General features: G+C 67.0%; 15 protein-coding genes. 8 read left to right on the top strand and 7 right to left on the bottom strand.

Features of this window, described 5'->3' with window-relative positions:
- Window positions 1-2: 2 nt before the first annotated feature.
- Window positions 3-923 (bottom strand): hypothetical protein, encoded by a 921-nt coding sequence (locus QHF85_RS05385; protein ID WP_281325969.1) that lies wholly within the window; start codon window positions 921-923, stop codon window positions 3-5.
- Window positions 920-1465, bottom strand: a complete 546-nt coding sequence (locus tag QHF85_RS05380) for a DUF350 domain-containing protein (protein ID WP_281325968.1) — start codon at window positions 1463-1465, stop codon at window positions 920-922. Before QHF85_RS05380 ends, QHF85_RS05385 begins: the two co-directional genes overlap by 4 nt.
- 268 nt (window positions 1466-1733) lie before the next feature.
- Between QHF85_RS05380 and QHF85_RS05375 the strand changes: the two genes are divergently transcribed.
- The 5 genes from QHF85_RS05375 (at window position 1734) to bcp (ending at window position 8934) form a co-directional block, all read left to right on the top strand.
- Complete coding sequence (locus QHF85_RS05375) at window positions 1734-3800, top strand: M3 family metallopeptidase (protein WP_281325967.1); 2067 nt, start codon at window positions 1734-1736, stop codon at window positions 3798-3800.
- Window positions 3800-4687 carry an Hsp33 family molecular chaperone HslO gene (locus QHF85_RS05370; protein ID WP_281325966.1) on the top strand — a complete coding sequence of 296 codons (888 nt, stop codon included), beginning with the start codon at window positions 3800-3802 and terminating at the stop codon, window positions 4685-4687. Before QHF85_RS05375 ends, QHF85_RS05370 begins: the two co-directional genes overlap by 1 nt.
- 118 nt (window positions 4688-4805) lie before the next feature.
- Window positions 4806-6140, top strand: a complete 1335-nt coding sequence (locus QHF85_RS05365) for an FAD-binding oxidoreductase (RefSeq protein WP_281325965.1) — start codon at window positions 4806-4808, stop codon at window positions 6138-6140.
- Between the two features lie 52 nt (window positions 6141-6192).
- Window positions 6193-8199 (top strand): hypothetical protein, encoded by a 2007-nt coding sequence (locus QHF85_RS05360; RefSeq protein WP_281325964.1) that lies wholly within the window; start codon window positions 6193-6195, stop codon window positions 8197-8199.
- A 66-nt stretch (window positions 8200-8265) separates the two neighbouring features.
- A complete protein-coding gene (gene bcp, locus QHF85_RS05355; RefSeq protein ID WP_281325963.1) occupies window positions 8266-8934 on the top strand; it encodes a thioredoxin-dependent thiol peroxidase in 669 nt (222 codons plus the stop codon).
- Window positions 8935-8943: 9 nt separating this feature from the next.
- Here bcp and QHF85_RS05350 read toward each other — a convergent pair whose 3' ends face one another.
- Both QHF85_RS05350 and QHF85_RS05345 read right to left on the bottom strand, forming a co-directional pair.
- Window positions 8944-10083 (bottom strand): M35 family metallo-endopeptidase, encoded by a 1140-nt coding sequence (locus QHF85_RS05350; protein WP_281325962.1) that lies wholly within the window; start codon window positions 10081-10083, stop codon window positions 8944-8946.
- A gap of 133 nt (window positions 10084-10216) precedes the next feature.
- Window positions 10217-10711 (bottom strand): hypothetical protein, encoded by a 495-nt coding sequence (locus QHF85_RS05345; RefSeq protein WP_281325961.1) that lies wholly within the window; start codon window positions 10709-10711, stop codon window positions 10217-10219.
- A gap of 456 nt (window positions 10712-11167) precedes the next feature.
- On the opposite strand from QHF85_RS05345, the gene QHF85_RS05340 reads away from it, so the two are divergent.
- The gene (locus tag QHF85_RS05340) at window positions 11168-11941 is read left to right on the top strand and encodes a hypothetical protein (protein ID WP_281325960.1); all 774 of its coding nucleotides are present in this window, start codon (window positions 11168-11170) and stop codon (window positions 11939-11941) included.
- 46 nt (window positions 11942-11987) lie between these two features.
- Window positions 11988-12401, top strand: coding sequence for a hypothetical protein (locus QHF85_RS05335; protein ID WP_281325959.1), 414 nt, complete (start codon window positions 11988-11990; stop codon window positions 12399-12401).
- Window positions 12402-12429: 28 nt separating this feature from the next.
- Here QHF85_RS05335 and QHF85_RS05330 read toward each other — a convergent pair whose 3' ends face one another.
- From QHF85_RS05330 to QHF85_RS05320, 3 genes are read right to left on the bottom strand one after another with little or no spacing between them, the layout of a single operon-like run.
- The gene (locus QHF85_RS05330) at window positions 12430-14637 is read right to left on the bottom strand and encodes a peptidase domain-containing ABC transporter (protein ID WP_281325958.1); all 2208 of its coding nucleotides are present in this window, start codon (window positions 14635-14637) and stop codon (window positions 12430-12432) included.
- Entirely contained in the window at window positions 14630-15553 is a 924-nt protein-coding gene (locus tag QHF85_RS05325) for an HlyD family efflux transporter periplasmic adaptor subunit (RefSeq protein WP_281325957.1), read from the bottom strand. The genes QHF85_RS05330 and QHF85_RS05325 overlap by 8 nt, the downstream gene beginning before the upstream one ends.
- A gap of 30 nt (window positions 15554-15583) precedes the next feature.
- The gene (locus tag QHF85_RS05320; protein WP_281325956.1) at window positions 15584-16510 is read right to left on the bottom strand and encodes an efflux RND transporter periplasmic adaptor subunit; all 927 of its coding nucleotides are present in this window, start codon (window positions 16508-16510) and stop codon (window positions 15584-15586) included.
- A gap of 99 nt (window positions 16511-16609) precedes the next feature.
- On the opposite strand from QHF85_RS05320, the gene QHF85_RS05315 reads away from it, so the two are divergent.
- On the top strand, window positions 16610-18115 hold the full coding sequence (locus QHF85_RS05315) for a radical SAM protein (RefSeq protein WP_281325955.1): 1506 nt from the start codon (window positions 16610-16612) through the stop codon (window positions 18113-18115).
- Window positions 18116-18147 lie beyond the last annotated feature (32 nt).

The raw sequence follows: 18147 nt of genomic DNA, 5'->3' as shown, positions 1-18147 counted from the left end.
GATCAACGCTTCTTCGTGGACTTCGGCTTCGGCACGTCCGCGGCTTTGCCCGTCGCGGCATCGTTCTTCGGCGCCTTCTCCGGAGAACGGATTCGCACGGGCACGACGACCCAGTCGTTCGGCTTCAAGAGCTCCTTCGAGATCCATCCGACGGGCGCGTTCTTCGCGGTCGTCTCGACGAACGCGTACGCGCGGCCCTGGTAGCGGATCTTCTCGCCCTGGGCCGGCACCGCGACGCCGAGCATCGCGTGCCGGTGGGCATTCGAGTTGAGGAGCACGCTGTCGACGCCGATCGCGTCGAGCAGCATGTGCAAAAGGAGCGCCTTCGAATCGCAGTCGCCTTTCTTCGCCGACGCGACGAGCGCCGGCGGCATGAGGCCGAAGGGGCGATCCTTGGGGATCTCGTAAGGGATCGTCTGGACGAACGAGGCCAGGAGCTCGACCGCGTCGAGCGTGCCGAGCTTCGCCTCCTGGATGCGCGCCTTGAAGCGCGCGGCGAGCGGATCGACGTCGGGTTTGCTGCGCTCCGCGAGCGACTCGAAGATGCACTGCATGCTCGCGTCGCAGCCGGGCGGCGGCACCCACTTGAACGCACCGTCGCCCGCGTCCTGGTATTTGAGGCGCTGCGCGAGCTCGCGGTGCGCGGCATCGACGTCGCGCTGCTCGTCGGCACCGAGCGCGTAGCCGGCGCGATAGACGGGCGGGTCGAGTCGACCATCACGCCACGCATACTTCGTCGCGCCGGATTCCGGCGTCTTTTCGGGATACACCGCGACGCCGAGATCGACGCCCGGCGTGTCCTCGGACGGCTCTTCGTCGCCGCCCTGCGAGAGCAGCTCGGCGAGGTCGCCGAGGTTGCAGCAGCAGCCCGCGACGAACACGCACGCCGTCGCGGCGAGCGCGAGGAACGTTCGCCCGTTCATGACGGCGCCAGGACCTCGTCGCGCGCGAGCTCGGGCAGCGGCAAAAGGCCGTCGAGGGCGGTCTCGAGCCCCGGCGCGGCCACGAGCGCGATCACCACCATCACCGCGCCGAGCACGAGCGCGGGCGCGACGTTGCCCTTGCGGATCTCGGCGAGCTCATCCACGCCCCGCGTGAGGCGAACGAAGAGGAACGTGCCCACGGCGATCGCGGCGGCGCCGACGGCGAGCGAGAGCGCGACGTGCGAGAGGCCGTAAAACGCGAACTTGCCGAGCATCGCCGGCGCGAGCTTCTGACCGCGGTACATGAGGTCCATCGCGGCGAACGTCGCCGACACGGCGTGCTGCGCGAGGAGCCCGAGCGAGAGCAGCCCCGCGGCCGAAATCACGGCCACGCCCGTGTTGCCCTTGCCGAGCTCCTCGTCGATCTCGCCGAGGCGCAAGAGCCGCCCGAGCACGCGCGAACCGAGCCACACCCCGAGGGCGCCGACGAGGATGCCGAAGAGGATCTTGCCGATCCCGATCAGGAAGAGCGCGACGTTCACGACGCGAGCGTAGCGGAATCGCCGAGGCCTCGAAACCGGCGAACGAGCGCGGGGCCCGAAGGCCGGGTACCGAGGAAAACGCTGGAAGTCCGATCTGTTCGCCCTCCGAGGGCTCGCTCTTGCCGCGTCGCCGGGCTCACGGGGAGTGTTTCGCGTCGAACTCGCCCGGATGTCGCGCGCGAAGCGTTGCGCGAGCCGAGCGGGGATCGTAGGTAGCAAGGACGAAGAAGTCCCCAGAGGAGGCGCGCGCGCCGCGAGAGCACCGACCATGCCCGAATCTCACGAAAATCCGCTGCTCGACCTCGGCTACGACATTCCCTTCGATCGCATCCGCGGCGAGCACGTCGAGCCCGCGGTGAAGGAGCTCGTCGCCGAGGCGAGGGCGCGGCTCGACGCCCTCGCGGCCGAACAAGGTCCTCGCACGTTCGAAAACACCATCACCGCGCTCGAACGGGCGACGGAGCAGCTCGATTTCGTGATGGGCGTCGTCGGCCACCTGGAGTCCGTCGCCACGACGCCGGAGCTCCGCGCCGCGTACTCCGCGGTGCAGCCCGAGGTGAGCGAGTTCTTCAGCAGCATCGCGCTCTCCGAGCCCGTGTGGAACGCGCTCAAGGCCTACGCCGCGACGGACGAGGCGAAGGCGCTCACGGGGACGCGCAAACGGCTGCTCGAAAAGACGATCGCCGATTTCAAGCGCAGCGGCGCGGACCTCGATCCGGACGGGAAGAAGCGGCTCGCGGAGATCGACGTGGAGCTCGCGCAGCTCACGCTTCGTTACGGGCAGAACGTGCTCGACTCGACGAACGCGTTCGAGCTCGTGATCGGCGAGCGCGAGGCGCTCTCCGGCCTGCCCGAGGGCGCGGTGCTCGCGGCGAAGGCGAGCGCGGAGGCGAAGGGCCTCGCCGGGTATCGCTTCACGATGCAGGCGCCGAGCTACCTGCCCGTGATGACGTACCTCGACGATCGCTCGGTCCGCGAGCGCATGTACCGCGCCTACGCCACGCGCGCGACGGAGGGGCCCTGGGACAACCGCCCGCTCGTGCAGCGGATCCTCGTGCTCCGGCGCGAGAAGGCGCGCCTGCTCGGCTTTGACAGCTTCGCCGACCTCGTGCTCGAAGATCGCATGGCGAAGTCGGGGCACGCCGCGCGCAGGTTCGTGCAGACGCTCCGCGACAAGACGCAAGCGCACTTCGATCGGGAGAACGCCGACCTCGCGGCCTTCCGCAAGGAGATCGAGGGGCCGGACGCGCCGCCGATCGAGCCGTGGGACGTCGGGTATTACGCCGAGAAGCTCCGCCGCGCGCGTTACGATTTCGACGAGGAGTCGCTCCGCCCCTATTTCTCCGCGGACAAGGCGCTCGAAGGTGTCTTCGCGATCGCCTCGTCGCTCTACGGCGTGCGGATCGAGCCTTCGCCCGAGACGAAAGCCTGGCACGCGTCGGTCTCGACGTACCGCATCGTGGAGCCGAAGGGGCACGCGAGCGCGGTGTTCTACGTGGACCTCTGGCCGCGCGAGTCGAAGCGCGACGGCGCGTGGATGCAGGGCCTCGTGACGGGCGTCGCGAAGGCCGCGGCGCCGGCCTCGCACATCGAGGTGCTCGCGGGCAACCTCACGCCGCCGATCGGCGATCGCCCCGCGCTGCTCAACCACCGCGAGGTCGAGACGCTCTTCCACGAGTTCGGCCACCTCATGCACCACGCGTCGAGCTGCGTGGAGGTGCGCACGCTGGCCGGGACGAACGTGGCGTGGGACTTCGTCGAGTTGCCCTCGCAGATCATGGAGAACTGGTGCTGGGAGAAGGAGGCGCTCGACCTCTTCGCGCGGCACCACGAGACCGACGAGCCGATCCCGGCGCCGCTGCTCGAGCGCATGCGGGCGGCGCGCACGTTCCGCGCGGCGAACGCGATGATGCGGCAGCTCGGCTTCGCCGAGGTCGATCTCGCGCTGCACGTGGACTGGGATCCGGCGCGGGACGGTGATCCGACGGAGTACGGCCGCGCGATCCTCTCGCGCCACTCGCCCGCGGCGCTGCCCTCCGATCACGCGATGCTCGCCTCGTTCTCGCACCTCTTCTCGAGCCCCGTCGGGTATGCCGCGGGGTATTACTCGTACAAGTGGGCGGAGGTGCTCGACGCCGACGCGTTCTCGCGGTTCAAGCGCGAGGGGCTGTTCAGCCGGGAGGTCGGTGAGGCCTTCCGTTCCGAGATCCTCGCGCGAGGCGACAGCGAGGACCCCATGGTCCTCTACCGGCGCTTCATGGGGCGCGAACCAACCCTGGAGGCGCTGCTCGAACGCGACGGCCTCATCGCGTCCGGGACGGCGGTGGCCGTTTGATGAGCGAGCGAAACGACACGAACAAGCGATCCGACAAGGTCATCCGCGCCATGACGAACGACGGCGCGTTTCGCGTCATCACGGCGCTGACCACCGAGACGGTGCGCGACGCGATCGCCTCGCAGGGGGCGAAGGGCGCGGTGGCCGGCCGCTTCGGTGAGCTCGTCACGGGCGCGATCCTGATCCGCGAGGCGATGAGCCCGAACCTGCGCGTCCAGGGCATTTTGAAGGGCGCGACCGGCAAGGGCAGCATCGTGGCCGACGCGCACCCGGACGGCACGAACCGCGGCCTCGTGGGCTTCAGCGGCGAGACGGGCGACGACATGTCGGGCGCCAAGAACGCGCTGCTCAAGATGATGCGGACGCTGCCGAACGGCTCGCTGCACCAGGGCATCGTGGAGGTCTCGTTCGAGCCGTCGGACGGCGGGATCTCGGGGGCGCTCATGGCGTACATGCAGCACTCCGAGCAGATCGTCTCCACGATCGCCGTGACCACGCTGCTCGAAGGGGACGAGATCGTCGCGGCGGGCGGCTACATCGTCGAGCTTTTGCCGGAGGTCGAGCGCGGGCCGCTCATGATCATGACGCAGCGGCTCGAAGATTTCCCGAAGCTCGACGACCTCCTCCGCAAAGGGGACCTCACACCGCATGCGCTGATCGAGGATCTCCTTTATGGCATGCCGTACACGCTCCTCGCGGAGTCGGACCTCCGGTATGCGTGCCATTGCAGCGAGCTCCGCGTCCTCTCCAGCCTGGCCACGCTCCCGCGCTCGGACATCGAGGACCTGCTCCGCGACAACAAGACCCTCGAGATCACCTGCGATTATTGCCGCAAAGAATACGGCATTCAGCCCTCGCAATTGAAGGCGCTGCTCATGGCGAGCTGAAGAGGCATCCGCCCCGGCCGCTCTCCCTTTCGGCCGGCACGTCGCGCGGAATTCGCGTTTCCTCGGCTTGACCCTCCTTTGCTCGGATGCCACGCCTCCCGGGTACGGGGGGCAACCAATGGATCTCTCTTCCCACGAGCGCGAGGTCACTCGCGTCGCGACCACCATTCGTGTTCAGGCCAGCCGGGGCGGGCCCGTCCGTATCGACAAGGGCGGCATCTCCCATTTCGTACCCGTCCCGGGCGATCCCCGGGAGCGCGCCACGCCGATCGACGCCTCGCGGCTCCGCCGCGTCCTCTCCATCGATCCGGAGAGGCGCGTCTGCGTGGCCGAGCCCGGCGTCACGTTCGCCGAGCTCGTCCCGCGCACGCTCGAGCACGGCCTCGTGCCCGCGGTCGTCCCCGAGCTCGAAGACATCACGCTCGGCGGCGCGGTCGCGGGCTGTTCGATCGAATCGAGCTCGTACCGTCACGGCGGCTTCCACGATGGCTGCCTCGAATACGAGGTCATCTCCGGCGACGGCGAGATCGTCACCTGCTCGGCCGAGAAGGAGCCGCTGCTCTTCGACATGATCCACGGCTCGTACGGCACACTCGGCGTGCTGTCGCGCATCACGTTCAAGCTCGTGCCGGCGCAGCGCTTCGTCCGGATGGAGTACCGCCGCTTCGACGGCTTCGGCGCCTTCCATGCGGCCATGGCGGAGCGCTGCCGCGTGGGCGACTTCGATTTCGTCGACGGCATCGTGCACGACCCGCGCTCGTTCGTGCTCTGCCTCGGCTCGTTCGTGGACGAGGCGCCGTTCACCTCGAACTACCGGTGGCTCGACGTCTATTACAAGAGCACCCTCGGACGGACGGTGGATTATCTCACGACGGCCGACTATTTCTTCCGCTACGACGCCGAATGCCACTGGCTCAGCCGCACGGTGCCGGGGCTCGAGACGAAGCCCGTACGCTGGCTCGTCGGCCGCCACGTGCTCGGATCGCGGAACCTCATTCGGTGGTCGAAGCGGCTCGATCGCGTGCTCGGCCTGAAGTCGCGCCCGGACGTCGTCTGCGACGTCTTCGTGCCCGAGCGGAAGTTCTCCGCCTTCCATGAATGGTACGCACGCGAATTCGATTTCTGGCCGCTCTGGGTCGTCCCCTACCGCATGCCGCGCCCCTACCCCTGGATCCGCGAATCCCACGCGCGGTACAAGGACGAGCTCTGGATCGACTGCGCCGTCTACGGCATGCCCAATGACGATCCGCTCGTCGACAGGTCCGAGGTGCTCGAGCAAAAGACGTACGAGCTCGGCGGCGTGAAGACCTTGATCTCGCGCAACCATTACACCGAGGAGCGGTTCTGGGAGATCTACGACCGCGAACGATACGAGGCCGCGAAGCGTAGGCTCGATCCCCATGGCGTCTTCCCGGGCCTCTACGAGAAGTGTCACCGCGTCCGCAGAAGCTGACGCTCCGCTCCTCCGTCCGCCGTGATACTGTGGCGGGCGAAGGAGCTTCGCCATGCTACCGTCTCGGACTCTTGTCGCTTGCCTCATTTCGTTTGCCGGTCTCACCGCGCTCGGATGCTCGGACGACGCGGAGACGCCCGCGGGTCCGCCGCCGCTCGCCGTGCCCGAGGGGTGTAACCCCATCGCATTCGAACACGACTGCCTCCTGCCCTACCCGTCCGATTTCTACCTGAAGGACGACGCAGCCATGCCGAGCGGCAAGCGGGTCGTGATCCCCGAGGCCGCCAAGATGAAGGACAAGAACGAGAAGTCCTTCGATTTCACCGTCGCGCACCCGATCGACGGGTTCTCGCACCACCAGCCGATCCTCGTGCATTTCAAGGAGGGCGTGAGCACGGAGGGCGTCGTCTTCCACACGGACGAGCCCGAGAAGAGCCTCTCGCCCGAGAGCAAGGTGATCCTGCTCGACGCGGAGACGGGCAAACCCGTGCCGGTCTGGGCCGAGGTCGACAAGAACTCGCTCGAACCTTCGGAGCGTGCGTTCATCCTTCGCCCGTTCGTGCGCCTTGCGAATGGCAAGCGGTACATCGTCGCGCTCCAGAAGCTCGCGACCTACATCGAGGTCGACGGGATGCCGGCCGCTGGCCCGCCCCTCGCGCCGCCGGAGGGATTCAAGCGTATCCGCGACAAACAGACCTCCGCGGATCCGGTGCTCGGTCCCATCGCGAGCCGCTACGAAAAGGACGTCTTCCCGGCGCTCGCCGCCCACGGCGTCGCTCGGGACACGCTCCAGCTCGCCTGGGATTTCACGACGAGCAGCGAGGAGGTGAACACGCGTGATCTCCTCACGATGCGGGACGACCTCATCGCCAAGCTCGAAGCGGCGCCGCCGGCCGTGAGCAACGTCGTGGTCACGGAAAGCACGCCCGCGGAGAACGAGAACATATGGCTGCGGATCGAGGGCACGATCAAGGTGCCGCTCTACATGGAGAGCGTCGATCCGGGCGCGACGATCCACAGGGACGCGAGCGGAAAGCCGGCGCCAAATGGCGAGGCGGACGTCCCGTTCATTCTCCAGGTCCCGCATAGCCTGAAGCCCGCGGACGCGAACTTCGAGCCGGCGCGCATTCTCCAGTACGGGCACGGCTTCTTCGGGCTCGCCGAGGAGATCAATTATGGCTTCATGCGTGGCTACGAGAACGAGCGCAAGTTCATCGCGGCCGCGGTCGATCTCTGGGGCATGTCCGAGCCGGACATCGAGATCGTGCTGCAGAAGGCCCTCGGGGAGCCCGGCGCCGTCTTCGACTTCGTCGACCGCATCCACCAGGGCATCATCAACTACATCGCCCTGAGCTACGCGTTGAAAGGCCCGATCGCCGCGCTGCCGGAGCTCCAGCAATTCGGCAAGCCCCTCTACGACACGAACAAGCTCTTCTATTACGGGATCAGCCAGGGCTCGATCTTCGGCGTCACCATGCTGGCCCTGAACCCGATCCTCGATCGCGCGGCGCTCGGCGTCGGCGGCGGGCCGTACTCGCTCATGATGTCGCGCTCGGCGAGTTATTCGCAGCTCTACGGCGCGCTCCATAGCCAGATCCAGGACCCGCTCACCCTCATGAAGCTGATGGCGCTGGGCCAGGGCACCTGGGACCGCGTCGACCCCATGACCTACGCGCCGCACCTGCTCACGGACACGTACCCGAAGAGCCCCGCGAATCGGCACGTGCTCATGCAGATCGGGATCGGCGATCATTCGGTGAACAACCTCGCGAGCCACCTCGTCGCGCGCGCGACGGGCATTCCCCTGCTCGACCCCGCGCCGCGGCCGATCTGGGGCCTCGAGAGCACGATGTCGCCCGCGGACGACGCGCTCGTCGTGATCGACTTCAAGCTCGCGACCGAGCCCGGGCTCGAGTGCAGATTGCCCACGGAGGACGAGAAGAACGACGTCCACGAGGGCGTCCGGCGCAACGTGAAGGTGCAGGACCAGCTCGATCTGTTCTTCCAGCCAGACGGGCAGATCCAGAACACCTGCGAAGGCGCCTGCGATCCCGAATAGCGGAGGCCATTGCGCCCGGGCTTCCTTCTGCGCTACGGTTCGTCCGCGCGCAGAGGAGGACCGGGCATGGCGACGTCATACAGGACGAAGGCAACCACGAAGAAGACCCCCACCACGAAGAAGGCCGCCCCCGCGAAGAAGGCGGCGGCCAAGGCCCCGGCGGCGGCGCCGGCGAAGAAGGCCGCCGCGACGAAAAAGGCCGCTCCGGCGAAGAAGGCCGCCGCGCCCACGAAAAAGGCCGCGGCGGCCCCCTCCCCGGCCGCGCCGGCTCCGGCGGCGGGCGGCGGCGAGGCGGCCCCGTCGTTCTCGCTCCTCTCGGACGCGGGGAAGACCGTGTCGCTCGCCGATTTCGCGGGCAAGCGCGTGGTCCTTTATTTCTACCCCAAGGACGACACGCCCGGCTGCACGCGCGAGGCGTGCGCGTTCCAGGACAACCTCGCGACGCTGCAAAGCAAGGGCGCCGTGGTGCTCGGCGTGAGCCGTGACAGCGTGAATTCGCACGTGAAGTTCAAGACGAAATACAACCTCGGCTTCCCGCTGCTCGCCGACACGGACGGCGTCGTGCACCGCGCCTATGGGGCGTGGGGGACGAAGACGAATTACGGCAGGACGTTCGAAGGCGCGCTGCGCACGACGGTGATCATCGACGAGCAGGGCCGAATCGCGAAGCGCTTCGCGAACGTGAAGGTCGACGGCCACGCCGACCAGGTGCTCGCCGCGCTCGCGGCGCTCTGAACGACGACGTCAAAACGGCGAGAACTCGTCGCAAAACAACCGATAGTTGTCGGCGTTGATGAGCGCGCGTTTCGGCTCATTGGCGGCGAGGTACTGGCAGAGGTTGTAGCCGTACATCGTGACGCCCTGGTACACCACGTCGTCCGTGGACACGACGTTGTGGCTGAGCTCGTGGACGCAGATGCCCGCGTACCCGATGACACTGTCGTCCTTCAAAGACGCCGCCGCCAACGCTGCGCGTCGCCCATTGATCTCTGCCTCCTTCTGGGCTCCTTCCGCGTCCGCGAGCCTTCGCGCGTTCGGGTCATCGAGGGCCGCCACGCGTAGCATTGTGTCCTTCACCGCTCGGTCTTTCTCGTCGTTGAGCCCCTTCATCTGCATCATGGCCGGGGCGACGTTACGCGCGGCGTTCCTGGGCTGTCGATCCGCACCGGGCCCGAAGAATTTGTCGCCGAGCGCGATCCTCGCGATCCCTTCGCGGGTATATCCCTTGAAATCGAGGGTCCTCGAAGAGCCGAAGTCGCTCTTGCCGAGGTATTCGAACACGACGGGCCTCGTGTGGGATGCGATGACGAGCCGCCCGATGTTCATCGTGACGGCCTGGTACCGCGCGTCATCCATGGCGCCGAACCATCGCGTATAGGCGGCGTCGCATTGCCTGGCGTCGAGGAGGCTCTTCGCCTTCCTGAGCAATCCCTTCGTGGTCTCGAACGCGTCGTGGATCTTTTGCTTGTCGAACTGGAGCAGCCCGATCTTGTCGAGCAGGCTCTTTTCGAAGACGGCGGAGCCCGAGAGGAGGGGATGACGGGCGATCGCCGACGCGAGCCTCGTCTGGACCACGGCGCTGAACGCGCCTGACGGCGTCGCGAGCAGCTCCTTGCGGAGCTGGTCCACCTGGACCGCGCTCTTGCCGTCGCATGTGGCCGACACGAGCAAAAAGGCGCGCCCGAGCTTCCGATCCGCGGGCGCAGGGCCGTGGGTGTCGAGGGAGAGGAGGGCGCCCACCGTCGCCTTGGCCGTGGCCGGATGGGCCTGCTTCTTGAGCCAGTTCAGCACGGCGTAATACGCGCCTGGGCTCTGTCGCTGCGCGCAGAAGTCTTCCAGCGTCTTCAGCGCTTCGTCGAACCGGTCGGTGGCGGCCTTGCTCATCGGAAGGATCCCTCCGTGGCCATCCTAACGGAGTTCGTTCACGGGATCGAGCGGTTCGGCCGAGGAGCCTGCGATGCCCTCCGGGATAAGGAGAGCATCGCATGTCTTCGTCGGGAGGGGAGAGGATTCGGGTTCAGCCCTGGGTTCCGGGCTCGGCGGCGTTCTGCTGGTTCTTGCGGCGGGTCGCGGCGCTCTTCTCCGCGTATTGCGCGCGATACTGGAGCGTCGATTCGAAGGTCGCGAGCAGGCCGGGCTTGTTCTCTTCCTTCGCGGTATCGACGACGGCCTTGCCGACCCTGCTGATCAAGCCCTCGAGTCTGTCTTCATAATAGGCTTCGCTCTCCCGGAGGACCTCGGCGAGCTTGTCGGCCTCGGGGCGCTGGGCGCGGATCACCTCGAGGGTCTGCTTGATCTCGACGATCTCGGCGTACCAATCCGGATGGATACGGGCCTCGCTGCCGTGCCCGGGCATCGCCGCGGCGAGGTCGGCGATCACGCCTGCGCAGCCCGGCTTCGAGCGCTTGAGCTTCTGCATCTCGCCGTGCTTGAGGTCGACGAGCTTGTGCTGGAACGCCGACGCATCGACGACGCCATTGCCCGTGTACTTGCCAATCGAATTCTCCGACATCGAATCCTCCTTGTGCAGGGGAGTGGGCCCTGTGTGCGCGTTCGACGAAGTGCGGTGATTCATCATCCGGTCGGAGCACAATTTTTACGTACGAGCAGACCGTGAACGCGGTCCGGGGACTCCGATCACGGGTTCGCCGGCTTCGAGGTCGAAGGGGGAGACTTCGATCACGGGCTCGCAGGCTTCGAGGTCGCTGGGCGAGGACTTCGATCGCGGGCTCGCAGGCTTCGATGTCGCAGGCGGAGGACTCCGATCACGGGCTCGCCGGCTTCGAGGTCGCAGGCGGAGGACTCCGATCACGCGCTCGCCGGCTTCGAGGTCGTTGGGGCAGGACTTCGATCGCGGGCTCGCAGACTTCGATCTCGGGCGCACGGGGTTCGATATCGAAGGGAGGGACTTCGATCGCGGGCTCTGGCGCCGTTGTCACACTCCGGGATGCCGGTACGATGGGCGCGCGTGCGGAACCTGCTCCCCGTCCTGTCCCTCCTCCTCATCGCCTGCGGCGCCGCGCCGCCCGCGGCCCCGATCGAGCCATCGGCCCCGGAGGCCGGCAAACGCGCCGCCGTGCACCCGCCTGGTTGTCGTGGGTCGGGCTCCGCCGTGGCCCCGCCTGGGTCCGACGAAGCCGCGCGGCAACGAGCCAGAGCCGCCGCGCGCGGCCCGGACCGCTGGGGGAAGGGCTACCGGGCGCTGCAGCCGCCGCCGGGCTTCCACGCCGTCCCTGTCTCGAAAGACGTCGCCGACGGCGCCGCGGACGACGAGATCGAGACGACCCCCACACCCGCGGACCTCGTGGCCAAGTTCGAATACGACGACCACGAATACATTTCGGTCGTCGTCCAGGTCTTCGACCACCCGGCCGCGCGGCCGGAGGGGCAAAGTCTGTTTCGTCATGCCGCCAAGTCGTTCGACGCGAACGGCGAGGACATCACCGACGAGATGGCGGACGACAGCTTCGTGAACTGGTTCGACCGCGTCGCCGAGTTTCGTGACGAGAAGGGCCGGCGCATCGTGGAATGGGCGTACATCGAGAAAGGCTGTGAGCGCGCCGAACTTTACGAGCGATTCATCGAAGACGGTGAGCATCTGTGGCACGTCAGCATGGAAGTCATGCCCACGGCGCCCGAGGCGGATCTGCTCCTCTGGATGGCCCTCTTCTTCGACGCGCCCCTCGGCGGCCCCGCGCCCGCCGATCGCCGCGGCCTCACGGGCAAGCAGACGACACGTTGACGTCAAAGGAATGGAAGATCCGCGGCCCGAGCGGTACGCTCGGCGCGTGTACAAGGTGGAGAATCGGGTCGGCAAGCTCGTCGAGATTCGGGTCTGGTCACCGGTCAGCGCCGGGGAGGCGGTCGCCTGGGCCCGCGATCACGACGCCGCGGTGAGCGCCATCGGCGGACCGTACGTGTGCCTGGTCGATCTCTTCGACGCCAAGGTCTTCCCGCAGGACGCCGTGGACGCCTACACGGCGGTGATGCAGACCGAGCCGCACCTGAAGCGCACGGGCACCTTGCTCTCGCACTCGCCGACGTCGGCGCTCCAGGTGCGCCGGATGCTGCGCGAGACCGATAACCCCGTGCGGCGCGCGTTCACCGAGGTGCGGCCGCTCCTCGACTGGCTCGATCCCGTCCTCACGCAGCTGGAACGCGCGCGCCTGCGCGAGGTGCTCGCGGAGCACGGCCGCGTCTAGGCCGCCGTCGTCCACAAGCTCGCCGCGCTCACGCGTCCTTCTCCATCTGCGTTGCGACCAGCGATGCATACCACCCGCCGCGGGCCACGAGCTCTGCATGGCGTCCTTGCTCCACCAGGCGGCCCTCGTGCATCACGAGGATTTTATCCGCGTCCCTGACCGTGCTGAGGCGATGCGCGATCACGATGCGCGTGCACCGCAGCTTCGCCAGCTCATCGTTCAACGCGGCCTCCGTGATGGCATCCAGGGCGCTCGTGGCCTCGTCCAGGAGCAGGATGGACGGCTTGCGCACGAGTGCCCTGGCCAGCGCCAGGCGCTGACGCTGGCCCCCGGAGAGCGAGCTCCCACCATCCGCGAGGACCGTATCGTAGCCCGCAGGCATCGCCGCGATATCGTCATGAATATGCGCCTGGCGCGCGGCCTCGATGACCTCGTCCACGGTCGCATCCGGGTTTCCCAGGGAGATGTTGTCACGGATGGTGGTCCCGAAGAGCGAGATTTTCTGCGTGACGATCCCGAGCTGGCTGCGTACATGACGGATATCGAGGTCCGCGAGGTTACACCCGTCATAGAGGATCTTGCCGGCGTCGGGGCGGTAAAGGCCTGCGAGGAGGCACGCCAGGGACGTCTTGCCCGAGCCCGAGCGGCCGACGATGGCGACGAACTGCCCCTGTTCGATTCGAAGGGAGACGTCCTCGACCACCAGCGGGTCGAGCGGGTTGTACCGAAAGCTCACGCGCTCGAGCTCGATGCGCCCGCGCACGCGCTTCAATACCTTGCTCCCAGGCACTTGCTCGGGCGGCGTCCGCCGAACATCCTCGGCCCGCTCGAGGTAACAACCGAGGAGCTCGAGCTTGCTCCCATTCGACGCGAGGCTCGACAGCGGCGCGAAGATGCCGGCGGCCAGCGCATTGAGCGCGAGCATCACTCCGAGCGAGATCGTTCCGTCGAGCACCTGGATGGCCCCGACCCACAAAACGACGAGCGGCGCGCTCATGCGGAGCGTGCTGCCGAGCGCCTCGACGGCGGCGTCGAGCTTGCCCTCCGAGAGCGACGCGTTCAGCACGTCGACGAACAGGTTCGACCATTGCTCCAGCGCGCGCGCTTCCGCTCCCATGGACTTGAGCGTCTCCACGTTGGCGAACAGCTCGACCTGATACCCCTCGGCGCGCGCCTGCCTGGCGAGCATACGGGCGTCGAGCTCTCTGCGCTTTTTGCTGGTGAGCGCGAGGATGCCGATCTGAGCGATGCCGAACGCCAGGGCGAGCAGCCCAATTTTCCAGCTCACCATGAACAGCAGGGCGAGGTAACCGACCGCCATCGTCCCATCGAGGAGCGCCGACAGCATGCCCGAGGTCAAGATCTGGCGGATGAGGGTATTGCTGTTCAGCCGCATCAGGAGATCCCCCGTCGAGCGGCGCTGAAAGAAAGCGTAGGGCAACGCGATGAGGTGCTCCATGAAGCTCACGGTCATCCGGGCATCCAGAATCGTGCGCATGTCGAGGAGGAGGTGCGCCCGTACCAGCGATGCCAGGAGGTGAAACACCACGATGCCCACGATTCCGATGGCCAGCACGAGCAGCATGTGCAGGTCGCTCCGGGGCACCACGCGGTCCACGACGGTGCCGGTCAGCGCGGGCAAAGCGAGCAGCATGGCCTGCAAGAAAAACGAGGTCGTGACGATGCGCCCCCACGCGCCCGCCTCGCGCAGGAGGGCGTGATATCCAGACGAAGGCGCTCGCTTGCTCACGCCCTCGGGGGGAGGGAAATGCTCGGACGGTTCGAGCACGAGCGCGACGCCGGTGAAGGAGCGGTCGACGTCGGACAGCGGCAGCCGGAGCCGGCCTGCGCCCGGATCGACGATGTCGATTCCTCTCTTCGTGACTCTCTCCAGGACGACGAAATGGTCGAAATCCCAGTGGAGGATCGACGCTGTGGGCAGGTACCCGAGGGCCCTCGGTTCGAGCCGCACACCGCGGCCGCGGAGCCCATGGTGCCGGGCCGCGCGCAGGATCTCCCGGGCCGTCGTGCCGCCCCTGCCGAGCGCGACGAGGCTGCGGAGCTCCTCGTAAGGGACGTTCTTGCCGTGGTACCCGAGCACCATGGCGAGGCAGGCAACCCCGCATTCGGTGGACGCGAGTTGCTGGATGAACGGGATGCGCTTTGCCTTCTGACCCAGGCGCGCGAACGCCGGGAAGCGGCGGCGCAGATCTCGGGATTGCGCTTCTTCATCCATGTGTCCCCCGGAGCAGCACGCGAAGGCCCGGAATCAATGCCACGATCACGCGCTCCGACCGCACGCGCACTTCCCCCACGCCGCTCATTCCATGGTGGAAGTCGAAGCGCTGCCCCTCGATCTCGAACGTCGGGGACGAGGGAACCGATTCGATCAGCACGACGGGCCCCTTGATCTCGACCGTATCCCCGAGCTCCTGTCCCAGGTAACGCTGCACCTCGTGGGGGCCGATGATCTGGTTGCCGACCGAGGTGATGGTCGCCTCGGTGTACGCAAAACGATACCCTTTCAGCTCGAAGCGCATGGACATGCCGGGGCGAAGCTGGGGCCTGTACTGGGCAGGAACGATGGCGAGGATCGAGGGCTCCCTGCTGGCGTCGAGCAGGTGGAGCACGACGTCGCCCATCGCGACCGCCTGACCCGGGCGAATCCTGACATCCCCCACGACGCCGGCGTGGGGAGCGCGAATCGAGAGCTGTTCCAGGCGCGCCTTGGCCAGGTCTTTCTGGGCTCGGAGCGAGGTGAGCGTCTGCCGCGCCTGCGCGTCGGACGGATCACGCAGGGTCTTCATGAGCTGGAGATCGAATTCGCGCTGCGCGCGCGAGAGCTCGGCCTCGGCTTGCCACGATTGAAGGCGAACCAGGAGCTCCCCCGCCTCGACGCGCTGCCCGGATCGAACGTCGATGGAATGCACCGTTCCCTGGACGGTCGCCGTGAGGTCGAGCTTGCCGGGGACCCAGACGACGGCAGGGCCGGACGCATACTCGGACATCGTGGCGAGGACGGTGAATGCGAAGGTGACGACGAGGGCAGCGACGAGGATGCGATACGACCACGTCGTCCAGCCGGAAGGCGTTCGGAGGATGTCGCCCTCGAGCCGCCCCGCATGTCTCCGGAGAGCCTCGCGTCGGAACATCCTGGGCGCGCCTCGATCCATGGTGGGGCCTCACGGGTCCGGCCGGAGAGAGACCTCCGCGCCTCGGCCGGCAAGCACGGCATTCTGGAGATCTCCTCCCTCGATCGTCGCCTCGACGACGACCATTCGTGACGCCGCGTCGATCTCCGGAGCGATCCTGTCCACCTTTCCATCGAGCACCACCTCGGGTTTCCCCTCGACCGTCCCGATGCGCAGCGCGCGACCGGCGGAAAGGAGCGCGACTTCGCTCTCCTGCACGGCGAATCGAACGAACAAGGAGCGCGCACCGACGAGCCGCACGACGGGCGTCGCTGCCGTCACGCTGGCGCCCGGATCGACGAAACGGGCGGCGATGTATCCCTCGAAGGGCGCGGTGATGTGCAGGTCCGTCTTGCTTCTACGGAAAAGCGCGAGCTTCGCGCGCCGCTCGTCGATCTGCGCGGAGAGGGTCTCGACGTGCGCTCGCCGGATCGCGACCTGATGGCGAGCGGTCGCGACGTCCTCCCCGGTCGTGAGGCCCTCGGCAGAGAGCCCTTCACGCCGTGCCAAGCGCTCCTCGGCCTCGGCAAGCTCCTGCTTGGCCTGATCGCGTGACAACTCCGCGCTCTTCAAGGCGGCCGCCGCCATGCGTACGTCGAAGGCGACCGCGGGTGCGTCGAGGACGGCAATCAATCCCCCCTCGGGGACCCGATCTCCGAGACGAACGGAGACCTCACCAATCTTGCCATCGAACCTGGGCGCGATATCGACGGTATTTCGAGAAAGGATCACGCCGACGAACCGTGGAGTCGGCTCTGCCACGCTTTCGCTCGTCGTCCCGGAGCCCGGGCTCGTCGGCGGCGGAGCATCGACCTGCGCCGCGATTCGTACGCATTCCGGGTCGTGGCACCCGGGCAGGAGCAGCGGGAGCAGGACGAATATCGCGGCTCCCCCGAGCCCCCTCTTCGCGGCGTTCATGGCGTCGGACCATGTAAGGCGGTGCGTCGGATCCGGCCAGACGATCTCACGGCTCCCGCTCCGGTCGCAATCGACCTAGGTACGAGCGAGAGAGACGTCATGAGCGCAACACGAATCGTGCGGCTGAACGTATTGCAGCAATCTCCCCATGACCTGACGGAGGCCGAGCCGGAAGAGCTGTCGAATGCGTCGCGGATCGAGTCCTGGGTGCCCTCGCGCTTCAACGTGCACGCGACGACCGACGACGGGCGATTGATCCTGTGGAATACGCTGAGCACGGCGATCAGCGTCTTCAAGCCCGAGCAGGTCCCGCAGGTGCTCACGTTGCTCAAGGCGCAAGGGTTCGAGTCGCGCAGGGAGGGGCTTGCCGGGTACCTCGTGGAGCGCGGATTTCTGGTTCGGAAGGGAATGGACGAGTATCGGAAGTTCCTCCTCGCCTTTGGCCAGCAGCATTACCGGAGCGACAGGCTCGAGCTCTTCGTGCTCTCGTCGGAGGACTGCAATTTCCGGTGTACGTATTGCTACGAGGATTTCGCGCGCGGCACGATGCGCCCGGGGGTACGGCGCGGCATTAAGCGGCTGGTCGAGGCTCGGATCGAGAAGCTGCTCGCCTTGGACATCCGGTGGTTCGGCGGCGAGCCCCTTTATGGTTGGGAGGCCGTCGAGGACCTGGCGCCGTACCTCTCCGAGCTCGCGGAGAGGCACGGGGTTGCGTACCGGAGCCACATGACGACGAACGCCTATTTGCTCACGCCCGAGGTCGCGGAGAAGCTGCTCGCCTGGCGGGTGAACGCTTTTCAAATCACGCTCGACGGTCTCGCCGCGACCCACGATTGCAGTCGGCCGACGCGGGACGGGCAAGGGAGCTTTGCGACGATCTTCCAGAACCTCGAAGCACTCTCGCAACGGCGTGACCAGTTCTCCGTCACGCTGCGGGTCAACTTCGACAAGAACAACCATCCCCACCTCGAGGAGCTGTTTGAACTCGTGGAGAAGACGTTCCACGGGGATTCACGTTTCACGCTCGATTTTCATGCCGTGGGGCGCTGGGGTGGGCCGAACGACCCGCAGCTCGAGGTGTGCAGCGACGATGAGCGCGACACCGTGCAACGCGCGCTGAAAGCGCTGGCGCATCGACATGGCCTGAGGGTCTCCACCCTGAAGGACGTGAGTTTCGTCGGAGGTCAGGTCTGTTATGCCGCGCGACCGTTCAACCTGATCATTGGTGCGAGCGGCAAGGTCATGAAATGCACCGTCGTGCTCGACAAGGACGAGAACAACGTGGTGGGCCGTCTCCACGAGGACGGCAGGCTGGTGCTGGATGATGATCGGATGGCGTTATGGACGGAGCCCGCCTTTCAGCGGGATTCCCAGTGTCAGAAGTGCGCGGTGCTGCCGAGCTGCCAGGGCATCTCGTGCCCGCTGCCGCGAATCACGGATGGCACGCGCCCGTGCGTTCCTACGCGGACAAACTCGAAAAGCGAGCTGTTCGAGTTGCTCGAATACCCGACCCGGATGGCGCGGGTCCGCGAGGTCGCGGAGAGGATGGCGCCAAGCAAAGAGCACATCGAGCTTCCCGACGATGGCCGTCGATCGGCTCGATGAGCCCGCATCGCGGGACTGACGACAGGAGAGAA

Origin of the sequence: Polyangium sp. 6x1, from assembly GCF_029946515.1 — a bacterium.
In the GTDB taxonomy this organism is placed as follows: Bacteria; Myxococcota_A; Polyangia; order Polyangiales; family Polyangiaceae; genus Polyangium.
This window is presented reverse-complemented; position numbering and strand designations above follow the sequence as displayed.

What these genes read in the sequence shown, in the direction of transcription:
- QHF85_RS05385 (WP_281325969.1), bottom strand. Translation starts at nt 923, where the DNA reads ATGAACGGGCGAACGTTCCTCGCGCTCGCCGCGACGGCGTGCGTGTTC.
- QHF85_RS05375 (WP_281325967.1), top strand. Translation starts at nt 1,734, where the DNA reads ATGCCCGAATCTCACGAAAATCCGCTGCTCGACCTCGGCTACGACATT.
- QHF85_RS05370 (WP_281325966.1), top strand. Translation starts at nt 3,800, where the DNA reads ATGAGCGAGCGAAACGACACGAACAAGCGATCCGACAAGGTCATCCGC.
- QHF85_RS05365 (WP_281325965.1), top strand. Translation starts at nt 4,806, where the DNA reads ATGGATCTCTCTTCCCACGAGCGCGAGGTCACTCGCGTCGCGACCACC.
- QHF85_RS05360 (WP_281325964.1), top strand. Translation starts at nt 6,193, where the DNA reads ATGCTACCGTCTCGGACTCTTGTCGCTTGCCTCATTTCGTTTGCCGGT.
- bcp (WP_281325963.1), top strand. Translation starts at nt 8,266, where the DNA reads ATGGCGACGTCATACAGGACGAAGGCAACCACGAAGAAGACCCCCACC.
- QHF85_RS05350 (WP_281325962.1), bottom strand. Translation starts at nt 10,083, where the DNA reads ATGAGCAAGGCCGCCACCGACCGGTTCGACGAAGCGCTGAAGACGCTG.
- QHF85_RS05345 (WP_281325961.1), bottom strand. Translation starts at nt 10,711, where the DNA reads ATGTCGGAGAATTCGATTGGCAAGTACACGGGCAATGGCGTCGTCGAT.
- QHF85_RS05330 (WP_281325958.1), bottom strand. Translation starts at nt 14,637, where the DNA reads ATGGATGAAGAAGCGCAATCCCGAGATCTGCGCCGCCGCTTCCCGGCG.
- QHF85_RS05325 (WP_281325957.1), bottom strand. Translation starts at nt 15,553, where the DNA reads ATGTTCCGACGCGAGGCTCTCCGGAGACATGCGGGGCGGCTCGAGGGC.
- QHF85_RS05320 (WP_281325956.1), bottom strand. Translation starts at nt 16,510, where the DNA reads ATGAACGCCGCGAAGAGGGGGCTCGGGGGAGCCGCGATATTCGTCCTG.
- QHF85_RS05315 (WP_281325955.1), top strand. Translation starts at nt 16,610, where the DNA reads ATGAGCGCAACACGAATCGTGCGGCTGAACGTATTGCAGCAATCTCCC.